This window comes from Nocardia albiluteola (genome assembly GCF_018860155.1).
Taxonomy (GTDB): Bacteria; Actinomycetota; Actinomycetes; order Mycobacteriales; family Mycobacteriaceae; genus Nocardia; species Nocardia albiluteola.
The window spans coordinates 154,939-173,392 of the sequence record NZ_JAHKNI010000009.1 but is presented as its reverse complement, the minus strand read 5'-3'; the positions used below and the strand labels follow the sequence as shown (position 1 = coordinate 173,392).

Below are 18,454 nucleotides of genomic sequence, written 5' to 3'. Positions count from 1 at the left end.
CGTCCTTACGTGTTCGGGTTGATCCAGTGCAATTCGGGACCATGCGACTCCGGCCGGGCCGAATCGCGTACAGCCTGTTGCGCCTCCGGATATCCAGCCGTCGCGTGGCGCAGCACGCCCAGGCCCGAGTCGAGGTCCAGTGCCAGCCGCAGCCGCTCCCTCGCCTCGGGGGTGCCGTCCGCGACCACGGTGACCCCGGACGACTGCATCCAGCCCGAATAACCGCCGCCGCCGGAGTGCACGGCCACCAGATCCGCACCTGCGGTGGCCAGCAGCATCGCGTCCAGGATCGGCCAGTCGGACACCCCGTCGGAGTCGTCGGCCATGCCCTCGGTGCCTATTCTCGGGTGGGTCATGCCCGCGGAATCGAGATGGTCCCTGGTGAACGCCACCGGCGCGGAGATCCGGCCGTCACGCACCGCATCGTTGACCGCCACCGCCAGCGCGGCGCGTTCGCCGTAGCCGAGCCAGCAGGACCGCGCGGGCAGCCCCTGCGGCGGAATATGCTGCCGGGCAAGGGCGATCCACTCGGCGACCTCGGGCCGCTCGGGAAACAGTCGCGAGGCGAGCTCGTCGACGACGTCCCGATCGGCCTCCGATCCGGACAGCAGCACCCATCGGAACGGGCCGATCCCCCGGCAGAACAGCGGGCGCAGGTACGCCTGCATGAATCCGGGTATGCCCGCAAAGGCCCGCTCCGATTCCGGCGGCGACAGCGCCTCGGCGGCCTGCACCCGCAGGTTGTTCCCGTTCTCGAAGACCACCGCGCCCGCGTCGCGCAGCGCCAGCATCGCCCGTACCTGGGTGGCCATGGATTCCCTTGCGCGCAGCTCGATCTCGCGCGGCGCCGATTCACGCAGCCGTATCCAGTCGGCCAGGTCCAGCCCCTCGGGGACGTAGCCGAAGCGGGCATCGTGGGCCGCGGTCTGATCGGTGACCAGATCGGGCACGACCCCCCGCGCCGCGATTCGCTCGAATACCGTGGCCGAATTGCCCTGCAGCGCAACCGCGGTCGGACTGCCCGCCGCGACGGCCTTGCCGATCGCCGCCAGGGCCTCCTCGAGGTCGGCGGCGACCAGGTCCAGCCCGCCCGCCACGACCAGCCTGTCGATCTTGGCAGGGTCGACTTCGACTGTCAGCGAGGACAATCCCGCCATCTTCGCGCTGATCGGCTGTGCGGACCCCATCCCGCCCAGGCCCGCGGTGAGCAGCCAGCGGTGGCGCCCATCGGCCTCGGGAAAGTGCTTTCGCTGTGCGGCGCGCAGCAGCTCGTAGGTGCCGCCCAGCACACCCTGGCGGCCGATGTACTGCCATGCCGCCGCGGTCAGCCCGCCCCAGATCGTCTTGCCCTCGCGCATGCGCTCGTAGCAGCGCTCCTCGGTGGCCCAACGGCCGACGGTGTTGTTGACCGCGGACACCACCAGCGGCGCACCGGGATGCGTGGTCAGCACGCCGATCGGCCGGCCGGTTTGCAGCACCAGGGTCCGGCCGACCTCCAAGGCGCGCAACGCATCCACGATGGCGTGATATGCGGGCCAGTCCCTGGCGGCCTTGCCCAGCGCCGCGTACACCACCAGCTCCTCCGGACGCTCGCCCACCTCGAGCACGTTCTCCAGCATCCGCAGCAGCGCCTCGGCCCGCCAGGACTTGCAGCGCAACATATTTCCCCGGGCCGCGGTGATCATGACCAGTACCTCTCCTCGTCGGGCAGCCGCCAGCTGGGCGCCGCACTGCCGGTGATGCGCCGGGATATCTCTTCGGCCCCGCGATGCAGCCACCGCACCGCGAGATCCGCCTCGACCAGGGCGTGATCGGGGCCGACGAGCGACAGCGCGCAGACGCAACCGCCGTCGACCACGACCGGCACGCCGACCGCCGTCATCCCCGGGGTCAGCCAGCCTCGGCTGACCGCGTACCCGTCGCGGCGGATCGCGTCCAGTTCCGTGCGCAGGCCCGCCCGGTCCGGAGTCGCCGCCGTGAAACGCTGAATCTTCGCCCGCAACACCTGATTTCGCACGGCGACCGGCGCCATCGCCAACAGCGGGAGGGCACTGGCCCCGGCATACAGGGCCAGCACCTCGCCCGGGTGATAGGCCACCCAGCCACCGTCGCCGCGCCGCACGTCCAGGCACAGCGCCGCGGTGTGCGCCCGCACGGTCAGAGCGACCGTCAGGCCCGACTGCCCGCGCAGCCAGTTCAGCACCGGCTGCGCGAATTCCATCAGATGCGCCCGCCGATCGGTACTGCGGTCGGCCATCCGATCCCCCGCAAGCAACTGCCCGTCCAGCTCGACCAGGTACCCCGCGCGTTCGAGGCGCCCCAGATACCGATACACACTCGAAGACGGAATCCCCAGTCCCGCAACAATCTCCGCCACGGTCACCCGACCGTTGTCCTGGACGAAACCGAGGATCTGCAGACCGCGGTCGAGCGCGGAGAGCTTGCCCTCGGGGGTACGCGCGACACGCGCCTCCGCCTGACGATCCCGCGGCGTTTCCACCCCGTCCTCCCCGCGCCCCCTGCTCACGTACGGTCCGCGGCCCGGGCGGGCCGACAACCGGGTGCCGTCCGAGCAGACCACCTCCCTACCGGCGGTACCCCAGCCCGGCATTCTCGCCCCGAGCTCCGGAGGTACTTCCAGCGCCCAGCCGCCTTCGAGCCCCTCATCGGCGGACAACCTGCGCACCCCGTCCCGGCCTGGCCGACAGTCCGGCGTCGGCCGACCAGACGACCTCTCCGCGCGAGATCGTCGTACTCACCCGCGCACCCGGGGCGTATCCCTCGTATGGGGTCCATCCGGCGTTGGAGTACTGACCGTCGGCGGTGATCCGGAAGCCGGGGTCGGGAGTGAGGACCATGATGTCCGCATCGTATCCAGGGGCGAGAGTTCCCTTGTGTGTCAGTCCATATCGCTCGGCGGGATTGGCAGTGAGCGCGGCGACGGTCGTCTCGAATTCCTTGCCCGCGCCGTATCGGCGCAGGCATTCGCCCAGGGTCGCGGCCACCAGCGTCTGGACGCCGGGCACGCCGGAGTGGTTGTCGAGGATGCGCTCATGATCCTTCCACTGCGCGGGCCACGGTGCGTGGTCCGAGGAGATCACGGTGGCCAGGCCGCCGGTTACCGCGTCCCACATGGCCTCTCGCTCGACGGCCGCGCGCAGCGGCGGGTTGATCTTCAGTCGTCCCCTGTGCGCGAACACATCCCGCTCGGTGAAGATCAGATAGTGCGGGCAGGTCTCGAAGCTCACGTCTACGCCCTGCTCGCGGTACCAGCCCACGAGCGCGGCCGAGCGGCCCAGCGACAGATGGCACAGGTGCAGCGGATTCCCCTGGTGCGCAGCGATTTCCATGGCGGTGAGCGCGCCGAGTGTCTCACTGACCGGTGGCCGGGTGGCGGCGTGGGCACCCGGGTCGTTCGGATCGCGCCCGTCCTGCTCCGCCAGCAGCGCCTTGATGATCTCGTTGTTCTCCGCATGCGTGCACAGCGTCGATCCGGCCTCGCCCACCGCCCGCATCACCGGCAGCAGTTCCGCGTCCGAGATGCGCGGGAACCGGAACGGATCGGTGTCGAAGAGGGACACCTTGAATCCGACCACCCCGTGCGAGACCAGGTCCTGCGCCCGGCGCCAGCCGCCGCCGGGTTCGAGGGTGCCGAGCAGTGCGACGTCCACGACCGCCTCGTCCGCGATCCGCTGCTGCTTGGCGGCCAGGCGATCCACCGAATTGATCGGGCCGGTGGCGTCGAACGGCATCTCGACGATGGTCGTCACACCCCCTGCGGCAGCGGCCGAGGTCGATGCCAGTAGCCCCTCGCCCGCATGCGAGTACGAGTGCACATGCGCGTCGACGGCGCCGGGCAGGATGAACGCCGCACCGGCATCGATCACTCTGGCCGATCCGATCTCGCCATCACCCACATCTTCACGATCGGCCGCTTCGACTACCGCGGTGATGCGTCCATCGGCGATATATACCCGCCCCGGGCCGAACCCTCCGCCGGACAGCGGCACCTGACCGGAGACCACCAGGTCGACATCGGCGGGCATCTCATCCATGCAGACGGACGGTACGGATCGCCGGAGCAGCACGACAGGCTATTCCCGCGAATTGGGAAAACCACAGGTACAAGACCTCCTCACCGACGGCCCGGCGCGCTGCCGATAGCCGATTCTCGCCACAATTTCGTCTGTCCAGACTGATAAGCCTATTGTTATTACTGTGGATAAGGAGTCCGAACACGCCGCGGAGACGGCACGACCCGCCGCCCGCCTGCGAATCGCGGTGGGGCGCATCGCCCGCCGGTTGCGACGGGCGCACGCCGTCGGCGAGCTCACCCTGTCGGAGGTGTCGGTGCTCGCCCGGCTGGAGCGGCAGGGGCCGGCCGCACCCGGAGCACTGGCCGAGCTGGAGGGGGTACGGCCGCAGGCCATGGGCACCACGCTGGCGGCACTCGAGGTGCGCGCGCTGGTCGAACGCACCCCCGATGCCGCCGACGGACGCCGCGTGCTGATGTCGGTGACGGACGCGGGCCGCGAGCTCATCGGCGACCGCCGCTGCGAATCGACCCTGCGCATCGAGCGGGCCCTGGCCGCCGAATTCACCGCCGCCGAGCGGCAGCATCTGATCGACGCGCTGCCACTGCTGGAAAGGCTAGCCGAAAGACTATGAGCACCACCGCAGTTCAGGCTCCTCCGGTCAGCGATCGCTACAAGTGGGTGGCGCTGTCCAACACCACACTCGGCGTGCTCATCGCGACGCTCGACTCCTCGATCGTGATCATCTCCCTGCCCGCGATCTTCCGCGGCATCGGCCTGGACCCGCTGGCGCCGGGCAATATCGGCTATCTCCTGTGGATGATCCTGGGCTACCTGCTGGTCTCGGCGGTCATGGTGGTGACCCTGGGCCGGTTCGGCGACATGTTCGGCCGGGTCCGCATCTACAACACGGGTTTCGTGGTGTTCTCCGCGGCCTCGCTGGCGCTGTCGGTGGATCCGATGCACGGCCAGGGTGGCGCCCTGTGGTTGATCGGCTGGCGGATGGTGCAGGCCTTCGGCGGCGCGATGCTGACCGGTAATTCCGCGGCCATTCTCACCGACGCCTTCCCGGCGCGCCAGCGCGGAATGGCGTTGGGCATCAACCAGATCACCGCGCTGGCGGGACAGTTCCTGGGCCTGCTGGCCGGAGGCCTGCTGGCGGCAATCGACTGGCACGCGGTGTTCTGGGTGAGCGTTCCGGTCGGCCTCATCGGCACCATCTGGTCCTACCGCAGCCTGCGCGAGATCGGCGCGCGCCAGCCCGCGCGGATCGACTGGGCGGGCACCGCGACGTTCACCGTCGGCACCGGAATCATCCTGGCCGCCATCACCTATGGCATCCAGCCCTACGGCCGGCACGCCACCGGGTGGACCAACCCGCTGGTGGTCGCGGCCCTGTCCGGCGGCGTGCTGCTGCTGATCGCCTTCTGTGTGATCGAGACGAGGGTGCGCCAGCCCATGTTCCAGCTCGCGCTGTTCCGGGTGCGCGCCTTCGCCGCGGGAAACCTTGCCGCCCTGTTGATCTCCATCGCTCGCGGCGGCATGCAGTTCACCATGATCATCTGGTTGCAGGGCATCTGGCTGCCGCTGCACGGATATTCCTACGATTCGACCCCGCTGTGGGCCGGAATCTACATGCTGCCCTTGACCGCCGGATTCCTCGTGGCCGGACCGCTGTGCGGATTCCTGTCGGATCGATACGGTGCGCGGCTGTTCGCCACCGCCGGACTGCTGATCGTGGCCGTGTCCTTCGTCGGGCTGATCGCGCTGCCGGTGTTGTTCTCCTATCCGGAGTTCGCCCTGCTGCTGTTCGCCAGCGGATTCGGGCAGGGCATGTTCTCCGCGCCCAACACCTCCGCGATCATGAGCAGCGTGCCCGCGCAGCGCCGCGGGGTCGCCTCGGGAATGCGTGCGACCCTGCAGAATTCGGGTCAGGCGCTGTCGATCGGGGTGTTCTTCTCGCTCATGATCACCGGCCTGGCCTCGACCCTGCCGCACACACTGTCCGCGGGGTTGCAGGCCAATGGGGTGCCGGCCGGCACCGCCACCCAGGTCGCCTCCCTTCCGCCCGTCAGCAGCCTGTTCTCCGCATTCCTGGGCAACAACCCGATCGCGCACCTGCTCGGCCCGACCGGCGTACTGCACACCCTGCCCCCGGCGAATGCGGCCGCGCTGACCGGGACCGATTTCTTCCCGCACCTGGTGTCCGGGCCGTTCCACCACGGCCTGGTCATCGCGTTCACCGCCGCGGCGATCATGGCGCTGATCGGCGCCGTCGCCTCGCTGCTGCGCGGCCGCCCGGCCCCGGCCACGGCGCAGGATCCCACTGCCTGAGCCGCCCGGGGGAAAAGCTCACGCGGCGCCCAGCATTCGGCTCCGCTGCTCGAGGGCGCTGATTCGCCCGTCCCCGGCCAGCTCGCCGACCATGAAGATCTCGGTGGAGATGGTCGCACCGGTCCGCATGGTCGCATGCAGGGTGTAATGAGCGGCAATTCCGTTGTTCGACAACAGTTTCGCGTGCACATCCACGCTGATCGCGCGCGCATTGCGGCGCGCGGGCCGGACATGATCGATCAGCCGCTGCCGCTCCAGGACCAGGCCGTCGTTGCGGAAGACGAATCCGGGGGCGAACCAGCGATCCAGGATCCGGCCCGGCTCCTCGTCCCCGAAGGCCATCTGCTCGGGATATCGGATCAGGAATTCGGTCAGATCCTCTTCGGCGTGCAGTCCACCGGCCTCATTGTGCGCCACGGAGGTCATCGGACCACCTCCGCCCGCTCGGCGTGGGCGAGTAGTTCGTCGACCGACCACTGATCATCGGCGTGGACACCGTGTTTCGCGGCGAGCACCGAGCCCCCGGGGGCGATGAGGAAGTCCGCGGGCAAACCCAATCGGCCGTTCTCGGGCCGCCCGCGCAGGGGCACCTTCTCGTGGCGAAGCACGGCGCGCAGCTCCGCGGCCACGCCACGCACGATGCCCGGCCAGGCCCGCGGATCCAGCAGCGCTCGCGGGGCGGACTCGACGCCGAATTCGCGGTACAGCGTGCGCCCCGGATCCGCGATGAGGTCCAGCGGTACGTCGCCGACATATTTGCGTAGTTCCGCTGCGCCGGAATGGAATACCACGACCTCGCGAATTCCGGCGGCGGCGATCTCGCTGCGGCGCAAGACGATCGAGCGCAGGTGCAGATTGCAGATCGGGCATCCGGCGAATCGGCGAAATTGCAGGTGTATCAGCCGATCCGGATCGGGCACGGGCACCGACGCCCCCGTGACGGTGGTCAGCGTCCGGGCGGACACCGTGGCAGGCAGTGACATGAGTGAGTCTCCCTTCGTAGGCGTACGCCATACGCCTACCTTCAGTATGCGCGTATCTTGTACGCTGTCAATCCATGCCCCGCCCCCGCTCGCTGACCACCGACGATCTCGCCGCCGCGGCGCTGGCGGTGATCGATCGCGACGGCCTGTCCGCGCTGACGATGCGCGCGGTCGCCAAGGAGTTGAATATGGCGACGATGGCGCTGTATCGCTATGTGCCCGACCGGGATCGGCTGGAGGTTCTGGTCGCGGACCGCGTATTGAACCCGATCGACGTCGCCCTGCCCCCGGAATTGGACTGGCGCGAGCGCATCGCCACGCTGCTGGATCGGGTGCGCGCCGTGGTCTCAGCGCACCCCGCGGCACTGCCGCTGACGCTGCGGCACCGGCAGGATTCGGCGGCCACCATGCGCTGGATCGAGGCCATGCTCACGGTGCTGACCGAGGCCGGATTCACCGGCCCCGACCTGGTGATCGCCCAGCGCACGGTGGTCGGATTCCTGGTCGGCCACCTCGAGAACCACCATTACGCCTCGATCACCGGGCCCGGCACCGCGGCGCTGGCACACGCAGAGTCGTATCCGCTCCTGGCCCGGACCGCCGGCCTGGCGTCCGCGATGTCCCCCGACGACGAATTCCGGGGCGGACTGGAGATCGTGCTGCGCGGTCTCGCCGAGAGCCTGCGCTGATCCGGGAAACACGCTGAGAGGCGATCGAAGAATGTGAAGTGCCTCCGTCCCTCTTCAACATATATCGCACCCGGGGGCTTGCCGCAAGGCCCGGGTGATGCTGCACAATCGTCCAGCAAATTCCATCACCTGCGGAAATAGGGGTAGTGAGTGACTGACACCGACGTGATCATCGTGGGCGCGGGGCCGGTCGGCCTGTTGCTGGCCGCCGAGCTCCGATCGGCCGGGGTGCGAACGCTGATCCTGGAGCGGCGGCCACAGATCTGGGAGATCCCGAAGGCCAACGGTTTCGGCGGGCAGATCCTGCATCTGCTGCGGTATCGGGGGCTGATGGAGCGGTTCCGCGCGGTCGGCGCCGAACCGCATCCGGCCCCCGCCATCCCGTTCGGCGGCCTGCACGTGGACTTCTCCACATTGCGGGACAACCCGATGCCCGCGATGGGCATCCCCCAGCCGAAGCTCGAGCGCGTGCTCGACGACCATGCGACCGAACTCGGCGCCGAGATCCGTCGCGGGCACGAGGTCGTCGCTGTGAGCCAGGACGGGGAGACGGTGACCGTCGAGGTGCGCGGGCCCGACGGGCCGTACCGCCTCACCGCGCGCTACCTGGCGGGCTGCGACGGCGGGAACAGCCGGATCCGCGAGCTTGCCGCAATCCCATTCCCCGGCACCCTCTATCCCGAGGTGCTGCGGCTGGGGCAGGTCGCGATTCCCGAGGGGGTGACCCGCCTCGACAACGGGGACCTCGAGGTGCCCGGGGCCGGGCGTATTCCGGCGGGTTACACCTATACCGACAACGGCCTGTTCGCATTCGGATCGCATCCGGGCGGAATGATGATCCAGACCACCGAAAACGAGCCCGCCGACACCGACGATGATCGCCCGCTGACCCTCACCGAACTGCAAGACAGCGTTCACCGGGTGCTCGGGGTGAGAATGCCACTGGGAGAACCGCTTCGGCTCTCGCGCTACCGGGCCCGCGCCGGGCTGGCCGAACGCTACCGCGCGGGCCGGATCCTGCTGGCCGGTGACTCGGCACACCAGTTCCCCGCCACCGGTGTGGGTCTGAACGCCGGGCTGACCGATGCGGTCAATCTGGCCTGGAAGCTGGCCGCCGCCGTCCACGGCTGGGCGCCGGACGGCCTGCTGGACACCTACCACGACGAACGCCACCTCGCCGGGGCCCACATCCTGCGCCACACCCGGGCCCAGACGGTGTTGCGGCGCGTGCAGGATCCGGACGCGCAGGCGCTGCGCGAGCTGTTCGAGCAGCTGTTCTCCGATGAGCAGCCGGTGCGCCGCATCGCGGACATGATCGCGGGCAACGACATTCGCTACCCCGCGCCCGGTTCGGCCCGTCACTCCCTGATCGGCGCCTTCGTCCCCGACCTTTCCCTGCGCACCGACCGGGGCGCGACCAGCGTTGCCGAGCTCATGCGACCCGCACATCCGGTCCTGTTGGACCTCGCCGACCGCGCGGACCTCCGCGAGATCGCCCGAGCCTGGGACTCCCGCGTCGAGATCCACACGGCCACAACCGATCACCCACCAGCCGATGCCGTGCTGATCCGTCCGGACGCGTACATCGCGTGGGCCGCGCCCACCGGCGAACCGGCCGACACCGCCGCGCCCGCGCTACGAGACGCGCTCGCGCACTGGTTCGGTGCACCGGTGAAAGAGTTTGCACCGGTGAACGATCGCTGACCGAGGGCAGTCACGGCCGAGGACCGGGCGCGGGGCGACCGCTGTCACCGGATCGTCACCGGTCGACCGGCGCCCAGGGGTCCACCGGTGCGACGTCGATCGCATGCCCCGCGGAATCCAGCAACCGCCCCCACGACTTCACCGCCCGCAGCACCAGCCGCTGATCGACCACCCCCACCTCGGCGGCCAGGTGGTGAATCCGGTCGAGTACCTCACCGATGTCGGTGATCCGGTGCACCTGCGCCATCACCATAAGATTCGCCGAGCCGACGGTGGACAGCGAGATCCGGGTCTGCGGCCAGCGGCCGATCTCGGCGCCGATCTCGTCGAGCGCATGGTGCGGAATCGACAGCCAGAGCACGTATTCGGTCGGCCAGCCACCCTCGCCGCGGGCGAAATCGGTTCGGAAGGACAGCATTCCGCGCCGAACCAGCGAATCCAGGCGGCGACGCACCAGAGCTTCCGAGACGCCGATCCGCCCGGCCAGCTCGCGGTAACGGGCCCGGCCGTCGCGCTGCAGGGCGAGAAACAGCGCATGATCGGCGGGATCGAGCGCTCGATTGCGCAGCGGCCGTGTGCGATTCGCCTCGGCCGCTGCCTCGACCGACCTGCGCTGCGCGGTATCCATAGCGCCGAGTTGCCAGCGGACCCCGCTGTACCACGACAGTCCGACCTGCGCCTGCCCGGCCGCGATCCCGGGTACCTGCGGCAGCGTGTCCAGCAGCAGTGTGCTCAGCGCCGACATATCACCGGCGAACACCAAAGTGTGCAGATCGAAGGCACCGTCGGTGGCGTACACGCTGACGACCTGCGGTATCGCCGCCAACGCCGCCGCGATTTCGGTGACGCGTCCCGGCTGCGCACGCACCTGGTACACCGCCCCGACCAAGGCGAGGTTCGGGCCGGGCACCGAGGAGACCCACGCCCGGCCGGAGTCGGCGAGCCGCTGCCAGCGCCGCGCCGCGGTCACCGCGGAGATGCCCAGCGCCGGACCCAACCGCTCGAAGCTGGCCCGAGGGTTGGCATGCAGGGCGTCGAGCAGCATGACGTCGACCTCGTCGACATCGGCGTCGGTCGATCGCTCCCTGGGCATTACCGCTCCGTTCCGATGCACGCTACCCCACCCTCATCCAGCAGATTACCTGCATGAATTCCGCACTTACTATCGATTTCCGAATCAATCGGCCGCTCGAGACAACTTTTACTACATTTTCAGGGGTGCATGTCTGCGCCGACGTTCACTGGTCACATGAGCGAATCGACGACAGGTGTGACGGTTCCACTGGCACGATGGGTCGAGCGGTTGACGCTCGACGCCATCCCCGAACGCGTCCGGGCCCGCGCCCGGCATCTGCTGCTCGACGGGATGGCCTGCGGCCTGGTCGGCGCCCAGCTGCCCTGGTCCCGGGTGGCGACCGCGGCGGTGCTGGACCTCGAGGGCGCCGGGGACGTGCCGGTGATCGGCACCGGTACGACTACCAGCGGTCCGGCGGCGGTGGTGCTCAACAGCACCTTCGTCCAGGGGTTCGAGCTCGACGACTTCCATCCGCTGGCCCCGCTGCACAGCAACTCGCTGGTGCTGCCGGTGCTGCTGGCGACCGCGCAGTCCCGCGGCGGCGTGTCCGGCGGCGACGCGCTGACCGCGGCGATCGCCGGATTCGAGGTCGGCCCGCGGGTCGGGTTGGCGCTGCACGGCGGGGAAATGCTGTCGCGCGGCTGGCACAGCGGGCCGGTGTTCGGCACGCATACCGCCGCGATGGTGGCCGGTAAGCTCCGCGGCCTCGATGCCGCCGGGCTCGAGGATGCCCTCGGCATGGCGGGTACCCAGTCGGCCGGGCTGATGGCGGCCCAGTACGAGGCGATGTCCAAGCGGATGCAGCACGGATTCGCCGCCCGCAACGGCTATTACGCCGCCGGGCTGGCCGCCGCCGGATACACCGGCATCAAGCAGGTCTTCGACCGCCCGTACGGCGGCTACCTCGCGGTGTTCGGCGAGGGCCACGATCCGGATCCGCAGCAGATCGTCGCCGGTCTCGGCGAGGGCTGGCACACCGAGTTCATCATGGTGAAATCCTATGCCGCCCAGGGTGGTTTGCACGGAACGATCCAGGCCGCCCTGGAGCTGCGGGCCGAGCACGACATCGATCCGAAGACCATCTCGCACATCGAGATCCGGGTCGGCCACACGGTCTACCACCACGGCTGGTGGACACCGCGGCGGCCGCTGACCTCCATCGGCGCGCAGATGAACCTCGGCTATGCGGCGGCGGTCGCGCTGCTGGACGGCCAGGTGCTGCCGCCGCAGTTCACCGATGCGCGCCTGGACGCGGACGATGTCTGGGAGCTGCTCGGCAAGGTTGAGGTAAAGCTCGACGAGAACATCCAGAACGGGCCGGTGCAAGACCGTTTCGCCACCGAGCTGACGATCGTCCTCGACGACGGCACCACCCTGCACAGGCGCATCCGGGAACCGCACGGCGGGCCGTCCGATCCGGTCACCAACGAGGACCTGATCGCCAAGTACCGCTCCCTGGTGGGCCCGCTGATGCCGGTCGAGCGGCTGGATGCGATCCAGGCCGCGGTCCTGGGAATCGACCATCTCAGCGATGTCCGGGAGCTGGCGGACCTACTGGCCGCGCCCGTCGCCGGCGCCCTGGACGGGCAGCGCTGATGGCCGCGCACGACGCCCGGCGGCGGCTGCGAGCAGGCCTCACCTCCGGCGAATTGACCATCGCCCCAGGTGTTTTCGACGGGCTCTCGGCACATCTGGTGCGCCGGGTGGGATTCGGCGCCGCCTACATGACCGGCGCGGGCGTGGCCGCGTCGGGATTCGGGCTGCCCGATATCGGTCTGGTGACTCAGACCGAGATGACCGAGCGGGCGCGGATGCTGACCGAGGTGCTCGGCCATATCCCGCTGATTGCCGACGCCGACACCGGTTACGGCGCCCCGCTCAACGTGATTCGTACTGTTCGTGCCTACGAGGCCGCCGGTGTCGCGGCAATTCAGCTGGAGGACCAGGCATTTCCGAAGAAGTGCGGGCACCTGCCGGACAAGGAACTCGTCCCGGCCGACGACTTCGTCCTGAAGCTGCGGGCGGCGATCGACGCGCGCACCGACCCCGATCTGGTCGTGATCGCCCGCACCGACGCCCGTGCACCCCTGGGCCTGGATGCGGCGATCGAGCGCGCCAACGCGTACGCCGAGGCCGGCGCCGATGTCCTGTTCGTCGAGGCGCCGCAGAGCGTCGAGGAGATCGAGCGCATCGCGAAGGAGGTGTCCGCGCCCAAGCTCATCAATCTCGTCCTGGGCGGCCTGACCCCGATCGAATCCTCGCGACGGCTCGCCGAACTCGGCTATGCGATCGCCATCCAGCCGTCGCTGCCGCTCGGCGCCGCCGCCTACGCGATGCTGACCAGCCTGGCCGAACTCGCGGGATGCGATCCGGCGCCGCTGGTACCGACGAAACCCGCGGAATTCTTCACCCTCGTCGGCCTCGGCGAATGGTCCGAGCTCGGCGAGCGCTACCGCACCGAGGGAGCCTGAAAACCCATGGGAATGACCATGATCGAGAACCTGCTCGCCCGCAAGGCCGGGCTCGCGCGGGTCGCACCGGGTGACATCGTCACCGTCGAGGTCGACATGTGCGTAATGATCGACCTGCAGTTCGCGACGATGTGGATACCTCCGGCGCGGATCCACGACCCGGACAAGGTGGCGGTCATCATGGATCACGCGGTCCCCGCCCCGACCCTGAAGGACGCCGCGGGCGGGCCGAAGGCGCGAAAGTTCGTCGCCGACTTCGGAATCGAGAAGTTTTTCGATGTCGGACGGCACGGCATCTGCCATCAGGTGATCGCGGAGAACGGGCTCGCGCGCCCGGGAGAGGTGCTGGCCTGCACCGATTCTCACACCTGCGCCGGCGGGGCGTACAACACCGCGGCCCGTGGCATGGGCCCCACCGAGGTGTACTCCATTCTGTGCACCGGCTCCACCTGGTATCAGGTCGCGCCGACCGTGCGCTACGAGCTGACCGGCTCGCTGTCCCCGGAGGTCAGCGGCAAGGATGTATTCCTCTACCTGGCCAACTCCTTCGGGGACGCCACCAACCAGAACCTCGAGTTCGGCGGACCCGGCCTGGCGAGCGTGCCGCTCAACGACCGGCGCACCATCGCCACCCAGGCCGCCGAGATCTCCGCAGACTTCGCCACATTCGGCGTCGACGATGTGCTGCGCGAATTCCTGGCCGCGCGGGGCGTCACCGACTTCCGCGCCGCCGAGGCCGATCCCGACGCCGAGTACGCGGACGTGCGGACGATCGACCTGTCCGGGCTGGAGCCCTACGTCGCCAGGCCGGGCACGGTGAGCCGCAACGGATTACCCGTCTCCGGCATCGAACACCGCACCATCGACCAGGCTTTCATAGGCTCCTGCGCGAACGGGCAGCTCGAGGACCTGCGGATCGCCGCGGATATCCTGCGCGGCAGGACCGTTGCGCCGGGCGTGCGACTGCTGGTCACCCCCGCGTCGCAACAGATCTACCGGGACGCGATGCGGCTGGGCTATCTACAGGACCTCGCCGACGCGGGCGCGGTGGTCACCAACGCCACCTGCGGCGCCTGCTTCGGCTATCACATGGGCGTGGTCGGTCCCGGCGAGGTCTGCCTGACCTCCAGCACCCGCAATTTCACCGGCCGCATGGGCAGCACCGAGGCCGAAATCTACATGGCCTCACCGGCCACGGTGGCCGCCTCCGCCGTCGCCGGGTACATCACCGACCCCCGGAGCGTGACCGCATGAACGCGAAAACCACTGTGCGTGGCAAGGTCTGGGTGTTCGGCGACTCGATCGACACCGACGCGATGTATCCCGCGTTCGCGATGAAGCTCGATGTCCCCGAGGCCGCCGCGCATGTCTTCCACCAGCTCCGGCCGGGCTGGACCGACCAGGTCGCCCCGGGCGATATCGTGGTGGCCGGCAAGAACTTCGGCGTCGGCTCGTCCCGTCCCGTCGCCGCGCTGTTCCGGCGCCTCGGGGTGAGTGCGCTGATCGCGGAGGAGTTCAATTCCCTGTTCTTCCGCAATGCGATCAATGCCGGGCTGCCCGCGCTCACCGTGCCCGGCGCGACCCGGTTCTTCTGCGACGGCGACCGAGCGGTCTTCGACATCGCCACCGGTGATTACCGCAACGAGACCGCGGGAACGTCCGGGCACACCGCTGCGCTGCCGCCGCTGATCCTGGAGATTCTCGCCAGCGGCGGGATCCTGGCCCGGCTCGCCGAACACGGCTATCTGCCGCGAGAACTGCTCGAGATGCTGCGCTCCGGCGCGATTCCGGTCGAGGGTGGGGCGACGGCATGACCGGTCACTCCACCCCGATTCCGGATCACACTACCGAGGGAGTTCCGATGGCCCGCAACGTAATCGGGCGGCTTCTACGACCCGTCCGTGCCGGGATCGGCAAGACCGCCTGGCACCATCCGGCGACCGCCGCGGCACCCGAGACGATCACCGTGACCAGCAACGCCTTCGCCGACGGGGCACCCATTCCGCGCCGATACGCCGGAGCGGGGGTCGGCGACAACATCGCGCCCCCGCTCGCCTGGTCGGGAGCGCCCGAGGCGGCCGCCGAACTGGTCCTGATCGTCGAGGACCCCGATGTCCCGCTGCCGCGCCCGATCGTGCACGCCCTGCTCACCGGCATCGACCCCGGAATCGGCGAATTGCGTGAAGGCGCAATGAATCTCCCGGCGCCCGGCAGCCCATCCGAGCCGCTCGCGGCGCACATCGGCGTGGGCTCGTTCAAACGCCGCGGTTACGCCGGGCCACGCCCCATCCCCGGGCACGGACCACACCGCTACATTTTCCAGCTGTTCGCGCTCGACACCCCCAGCGGGCTGGCCGACGAAGCCACCCTCCCGCGCACCCTGACCGCCATGGACGGCCACGTCATCGCTCGCGGCCGCCTCACTGGCACCTACCAACGCGATTAACCCTGAGCTCCGGGCACGGTGGCGCGAGTCAGCCTCGCGCCCGACGGTGGCGACCGCTCAGGCGACGGTGGCGACGAAAACGCCCATCCGGCGCCCGCCCATGCGAGCGATGCGCGGCAGGTCCACGCCCTCGGCGTCCGAACCGACCGGCAGGATTCGCGGGTTGATGACGTGCACGTCCCGGCCGCTCAGCTGCAGGTCGGCACCGCCCGCTGCCAGCACGTTCTTCGCCCAGTCGGTCTTGCCGTGGCCCAGCAGGACCGCGACGACGTCGCCCTTGCGGTAGGCGTTCACGACGGTCTCGTACGCGGTACCGGACTTGCGGCCGCGATGCTTCACGACCGCGAACGCCGGGAGGTAGCGCGCCGCGGGGCGCAGCAGCGGGTTCACATACCTCGTCTGAAAGCGGTCGATCCAGGCCGGAAAGAGGTTCGGCAGGTCGGGGGCATTATCGGGGCGTTGTTGAGCGGACATGACGGCTCCGTTCGTAGGGGCTGTACCGATAGCGTATCGGCCGGGCTCGCGACACGCCCCACAACGCCTGTCCGGAAGGGCCGCAAGCGATTCGCCCCACCGTTGGACTGTGCGCCCGCGGCAACTACGACACGCGTTCTCCGACAGGCCGATCGGAGCCGGTGGCCGCGCCCAGTGCGCGGCGGAGGGCGTCCATGCGGTCGGCTGCCATCCGGCGGCTGACGGCCGCCTCCCGGACCATTTCCGAGCCGTGGAAGGTGCCACGGTAGTGGTGCAGCTCCGTGCTGACCCCGGCCGCGAGCAGGCGCTGAGCGTAGCTCATACCCTCGTCGCGCAGCGGATCGAATTCGCACGTGGAGACGAAGGCGGGCGGCAGGCCCGCCAGGTCGTGTGCCCGCGCCGGGGCCGCGTACTGCAGGCCCGGCACCTCCGGCGTGCCGGACAGGTAGTACTTCCAACTCCACACGGCCGCAGGCTGATTCCAGATCGGAGTGTCCACGAACCGGCGCATGGACGGGGTGTCGAGACGATCGTCGAGCTCGGGGATCTCGAGCAGTTGGAAGCACAGCGGCGGACCCTGCCGATCCCGGGCGAGCAGTGCCACCGCCGCCGAGAGCCCACCTCCGGCGCTCTCGCCGCCGACGGCGATCCGCGCGGGGTCGACGCCCAGATCCGCGGCATTGGCGGCGAGCCATTCCAGGGTGGCGTAACAGTCCTCGAGCCCCGCCGGGAACGGATGCTCCGGCGCGAGCCGGTAGTCGGGGGCGACGACCACGACATCGCAGGCCGCGGCGATGTCGACCGGTGTCTGTTCGAAGGTATCGAGGTCGCCCAGGACGAATCCGCCACCGTGAATGTGGACGTACCCGCTCCGGAGTCCGTTGCCCGCCTTGGCCGTTGCGTAGACGCGGGCGGTGATCTCGGTGCCATCGTGCCCGGGGATCCGCACCTCGCGGATCTCGAGGCCGTCGGGGATTTGCACGGGTGGCAGCGAAGCGGCCAGCTCGCCGATCCCGGCCCGGGCGGCGGCCATGTCGGCGAGGTCGACCTTCGGGAGCATTGCCAGCCAGGGCAACAGTTCCGGGTCGATCGCGTAGTCGTTGTCGGTCATCTCGCTGCCTCTCGTCGTGGACCGCTTCAGCTTGCCCGAGCCCACCGCCCCCAGCAGCCGCCGGACGGCGGAGATCTGCGGCCGGTATTCCGCCGCCCGGCGGAACACCTCGGTAGCCTCGATCTATGAAGGGCCTGTTGTTACGGCTGTCCGGACTGGACGCGGACGCCGAGAGCGCCGTCCGGGTGATCGAATTCTTCGACGCACTGATCACCGGCAGGGCCGACCTGGACACGCTCCTGCGCAATACTGCGGCGCTGGCGGAGTGCCAGGTCGGCGTCGAGGCGGCCGGACGCGGACTCGTCCTGCGGGCCGACCCGTCGGGGACCGTGGACGTCCACGCCGCGCCGCCCCGGGCCCGGATCCGGGCCGTCGGCGATGCCTCGTTCTGGCTGGCCCGGCCCGCCGGAACGATGGCCTTCGACGAGATGGTGCTCGAGCGGCTCGCACTGTCGGGCTCGATCCTGCTCGATAGCACCGTGAATCCCCTTCCCGCCATGGGAGATTCGGCGCTGGTCGAGCTCGCGGTCTCCGACTCGGCCGGTATCGCCGAGCGCTCGCGGGCGCTCCATCTGCTCGGCGTGGGCCCCACCGCCCCGCTCCGGGTCGCGGTCTCCGCACGCCCCCCATCGGGACCGGCGCGCTGGGCTCAGGTCGGCGACCAGGCGGTGACCCTGCTCCCCGCGGACGCTCCCCCTATTCCACCCGACGCCGAGCCGACCGGCATCGGCCCCGCGCTCCCCGCCATCCGGGCCAGCGAATCCTGGCGCGACGCGCGCACCGCCCTGCGCCTGTCCTGCCCCGAACAACCCGTCGTCCGGGCGGACGAGTTGGGCGGCCTGCTGGTCCTGGCCGGACGGCTACGGCCGCAGGACATCGTCGCGTCGCCGGATGTCGCGGCCCTGGATCGCATCGCCGCCGAACCCGGTGGCGCGGACCTGATCGCCATCCTGCGCGCCGTGTGCACCACCGACTCGATTCGCAAGGCCGCCACCGTCGTCCACCGCCACCACAGCACCGTGGCCTACCGCCTCGAGCACGCCGAATCCGTCCTGGGGTTCGCGCTGGACAACCCGCACAACCGCTTTCGCCTCCACCTCGCCCTGGTGATGCGAATGCTCGGCTGAACGAGC

General features: G+C 69.6%; 18 protein-coding genes. 10 read left to right on the top strand and 8 right to left on the bottom strand.

From position 1 onward, the window contains the following. Positions 1–5: 5 nt before the first annotated feature. Genes hutU through KO481_RS26010 form a run of 3 tightly spaced genes read right to left on the bottom strand, consistent with a single transcriptional unit; the run spans position 6 to position 4,055 of the window. Positions 6–1,685, bottom strand: a complete 1,680-nt coding sequence (gene hutU / locus KO481_RS26020; protein ID WP_215920670.1) for a urocanate hydratase — start codon at positions 1,683–1,685, stop codon at positions 6–8. Continuing rightward, positions 1,682–2,677: an IclR family transcriptional regulator gene (locus KO481_RS26015; protein WP_215920668.1), complete on the bottom strand. Its 996-nt coding sequence runs from the start codon at positions 2,675–2,677 to the stop codon at positions 1,682–1,684. The genes hutU and KO481_RS26015 overlap by 4 nt, the downstream gene beginning before the upstream one ends. After that, positions 2,664–4,055 (bottom strand): dihydroorotase, encoded by a 1,392-nt coding sequence (locus tag KO481_RS26010; RefSeq protein ID WP_215920666.1) that lies wholly within the window; start codon positions 4,053–4,055, stop codon positions 2,664–2,666. The genes KO481_RS26015 and KO481_RS26010 overlap by 14 nt, the downstream gene beginning before the upstream one ends. Positions 4,056–4,218: 163 nt before the next feature. Here KO481_RS26010 and KO481_RS26005 point away from each other — a divergent pair, with 163 nt between their 5' ends. Beyond that, positions 4,219–4,668: a MarR family winged helix-turn-helix transcriptional regulator gene (locus KO481_RS26005; protein WP_215920664.1), complete on the top strand. Its 450-nt coding sequence runs from the start codon at positions 4,219–4,221 to the stop codon at positions 4,666–4,668. After that, positions 4,665–6,368 carry an MFS transporter gene (locus KO481_RS26000; protein ID WP_215920662.1) on the top strand — a complete coding sequence of 568 codons (1,704 nt, stop codon included), beginning with the start codon at positions 4,665–4,667 and terminating at the stop codon, positions 6,366–6,368. Before KO481_RS26005 ends, KO481_RS26000 begins: the two co-directional genes overlap by 4 nt. A gap of 18 nt (positions 6,369–6,386) precedes the next feature. Here the strand turns inward: KO481_RS26000 and KO481_RS25995 are convergent, their stop codons facing one another. Further along, complete coding sequence (locus KO481_RS25995) at positions 6,387–6,794, bottom strand: hypothetical protein (RefSeq protein ID WP_215920660.1); 408 nt, start codon at positions 6,792–6,794, stop codon at positions 6,387–6,389. Continuing rightward, positions 6,791–7,351, bottom strand: coding sequence for a peroxiredoxin-like family protein (locus tag KO481_RS25990; RefSeq protein ID WP_215920658.1), 561 nt, complete (start codon positions 7,349–7,351; stop codon positions 6,791–6,793). Before KO481_RS25990 ends, KO481_RS25995 begins: the two co-directional genes overlap by 4 nt. 74 nt (positions 7,352–7,425) lie before the next feature. Here KO481_RS25990 and KO481_RS25985 point away from each other — a divergent pair, with 74 nt between their 5' ends. Together KO481_RS25985 and KO481_RS25980 are read left to right on the top strand one after the other, a co-directional pair. Beyond that, positions 7,426–8,040, top strand: a complete 615-nt coding sequence (locus KO481_RS25985; protein WP_215920656.1) for a TetR/AcrR family transcriptional regulator C-terminal domain-containing protein — start codon at positions 7,426–7,428, stop codon at positions 8,038–8,040. A 150-nt stretch (positions 8,041–8,190) separates the two neighbouring features. Next, the gene (locus KO481_RS25980; protein WP_215920654.1) at positions 8,191–9,744 is read left to right on the top strand and encodes an FAD-dependent monooxygenase; all 1,554 of its coding nucleotides are present in this window, start codon (positions 8,191–8,193) and stop codon (positions 9,742–9,744) included. 55 nt (positions 9,745–9,799) lie between these two features. Here the strand turns inward: KO481_RS25980 and KO481_RS25975 are convergent, their stop codons facing one another. Continuing rightward, positions 9,800–10,837, bottom strand: coding sequence for an Lrp/AsnC family transcriptional regulator (locus KO481_RS25975; RefSeq protein ID WP_215920652.1), 1,038 nt, complete (start codon positions 10,835–10,837; stop codon positions 9,800–9,802). 156 nt (positions 10,838–10,993) lie between these two features. Between KO481_RS25975 and KO481_RS25970 the strand changes: the two genes are divergently transcribed. Genes KO481_RS25970 through KO481_RS25950 form a run of 5 tightly spaced genes read left to right on the top strand, consistent with a single transcriptional unit; the run spans position 10,994 to position 15,736 of the window. After that, positions 10,994–12,415, top strand: a complete 1,422-nt coding sequence (locus KO481_RS25970; RefSeq protein WP_215920651.1) for an MmgE/PrpD family protein — start codon at positions 10,994–10,996, stop codon at positions 12,413–12,415. After that, a complete protein-coding gene (locus KO481_RS25965) occupies positions 12,415–13,290 on the top strand; it encodes an isocitrate lyase/PEP mutase family protein (protein ID WP_215920650.1) in 876 nt (291 codons plus the stop codon). The genes KO481_RS25970 and KO481_RS25965 overlap by 1 nt, the downstream gene beginning before the upstream one ends. A 6-nt stretch (positions 13,291–13,296) precedes the next feature. Continuing rightward, the gene (locus KO481_RS25960; protein ID WP_215920649.1) at positions 13,297–14,544 is read left to right on the top strand and encodes a 3-isopropylmalate dehydratase large subunit; all 1,248 of its coding nucleotides are present in this window, start codon (positions 13,297–13,299) and stop codon (positions 14,542–14,544) included. Then, positions 14,541–15,104 carry a LeuD/DmdB family oxidoreductase small subunit gene (locus KO481_RS25955; protein WP_245401533.1) on the top strand — a complete coding sequence of 188 codons (564 nt, stop codon included), beginning with the start codon at positions 14,541–14,543 and terminating at the stop codon, positions 15,102–15,104. The genes KO481_RS25960 and KO481_RS25955 overlap by 4 nt, the downstream gene beginning before the upstream one ends. Positions 15,105–15,151: 47 nt before the next feature. Then, the gene (locus KO481_RS25950; protein ID WP_215920648.1) at positions 15,152–15,736 is read left to right on the top strand and encodes a YbhB/YbcL family Raf kinase inhibitor-like protein; all 585 of its coding nucleotides are present in this window, start codon (positions 15,152–15,154) and stop codon (positions 15,734–15,736) included. A 57-nt stretch (positions 15,737–15,793) separates the two neighbouring features. Here the strand turns inward: KO481_RS25950 and KO481_RS25945 are convergent, their stop codons facing one another. Together KO481_RS25945 and KO481_RS25940 are read right to left on the bottom strand one after the other, a co-directional pair. Next, positions 15,794–16,210 (bottom strand): nitroreductase family deazaflavin-dependent oxidoreductase, encoded by a 417-nt coding sequence (locus KO481_RS25945; protein ID WP_215920647.1) that lies wholly within the window; start codon positions 16,208–16,210, stop codon positions 15,794–15,796. A 124-nt stretch (positions 16,211–16,334) separates the two neighbouring features. After that, complete coding sequence (locus KO481_RS25940) at positions 16,335–17,429, bottom strand: alpha/beta hydrolase (protein ID WP_308166786.1); 1,095 nt, start codon at positions 17,427–17,429, stop codon at positions 16,335–16,337. Between the two features lie 17 nt (positions 17,430–17,446). On the opposite strand from KO481_RS25940, the gene KO481_RS25935 reads away from it, so the two are divergent. After that, positions 17,447–18,448: a helix-turn-helix domain-containing protein gene (locus KO481_RS25935; protein ID WP_215920646.1), complete on the top strand. Its 1,002-nt coding sequence runs from the start codon at positions 17,447–17,449 to the stop codon at positions 18,446–18,448. Positions 18,449–18,454: the final 6 nt, after the last annotated feature.

Bases quoted from the DNA above. Each gene is read 5' to 3' on its own strand.
- hutU (WP_215920670.1), bottom strand. From the start codon at position 1,685: ATGATCACCGCGGCCCGGGGAAATATGTTGCGCTGCAAGTCCTGGCGG.
- KO481_RS26010 (WP_215920666.1), bottom strand. From the start codon at position 4,055: ATGGATGAGATGCCCGCCGATGTCGACCTGGTGGTCTCCGGTCAGGTG.
- KO481_RS26000 (WP_215920662.1), top strand. From the start codon at position 4,665: ATGAGCACCACCGCAGTTCAGGCTCCTCCGGTCAGCGATCGCTACAAG.
- KO481_RS25995 (WP_215920660.1), bottom strand. From the start codon at position 6,794: ATGACCTCCGTGGCGCACAATGAGGCCGGTGGACTGCACGCCGAAGAG.
- KO481_RS25990 (WP_215920658.1), bottom strand. From the start codon at position 7,351: ATGTCACTGCCTGCCACGGTGTCCGCCCGGACGCTGACCACCGTCACG.
- KO481_RS25985 (WP_215920656.1), top strand. From the start codon at position 7,426: ATGCCCCGCCCCCGCTCGCTGACCACCGACGATCTCGCCGCCGCGGCG.
- KO481_RS25975 (WP_215920652.1), bottom strand. From the start codon at position 10,837: ATGCCCAGGGAGCGATCGACCGACGCCGATGTCGACGAGGTCGACGTC.
- KO481_RS25970 (WP_215920651.1), top strand. From the start codon at position 10,994: ATGAGCGAATCGACGACAGGTGTGACGGTTCCACTGGCACGATGGGTC.
- KO481_RS25965 (WP_215920650.1), top strand. From the start codon at position 12,415: ATGGCCGCGCACGACGCCCGGCGGCGGCTGCGAGCAGGCCTCACCTCC.
- KO481_RS25960 (WP_215920649.1), top strand. From the start codon at position 13,297: ATGGGAATGACCATGATCGAGAACCTGCTCGCCCGCAAGGCCGGGCTC.
- KO481_RS25955 (WP_245401533.1), top strand. From the start codon at position 14,541: ATGAACGCGAAAACCACTGTGCGTGGCAAGGTCTGGGTGTTCGGCGAC.
- KO481_RS25950 (WP_215920648.1), top strand. From the start codon at position 15,152: ATGGCCCGCAACGTAATCGGGCGGCTTCTACGACCCGTCCGTGCCGGG.
- KO481_RS25945 (WP_215920647.1), bottom strand. From the start codon at position 16,210: ATGTCCGCTCAACAACGCCCCGATAATGCCCCCGACCTGCCGAACCTC.
- KO481_RS25935 (WP_215920646.1), top strand. From the start codon at position 17,447: ATGAAGGGCCTGTTGTTACGGCTGTCCGGACTGGACGCGGACGCCGAG.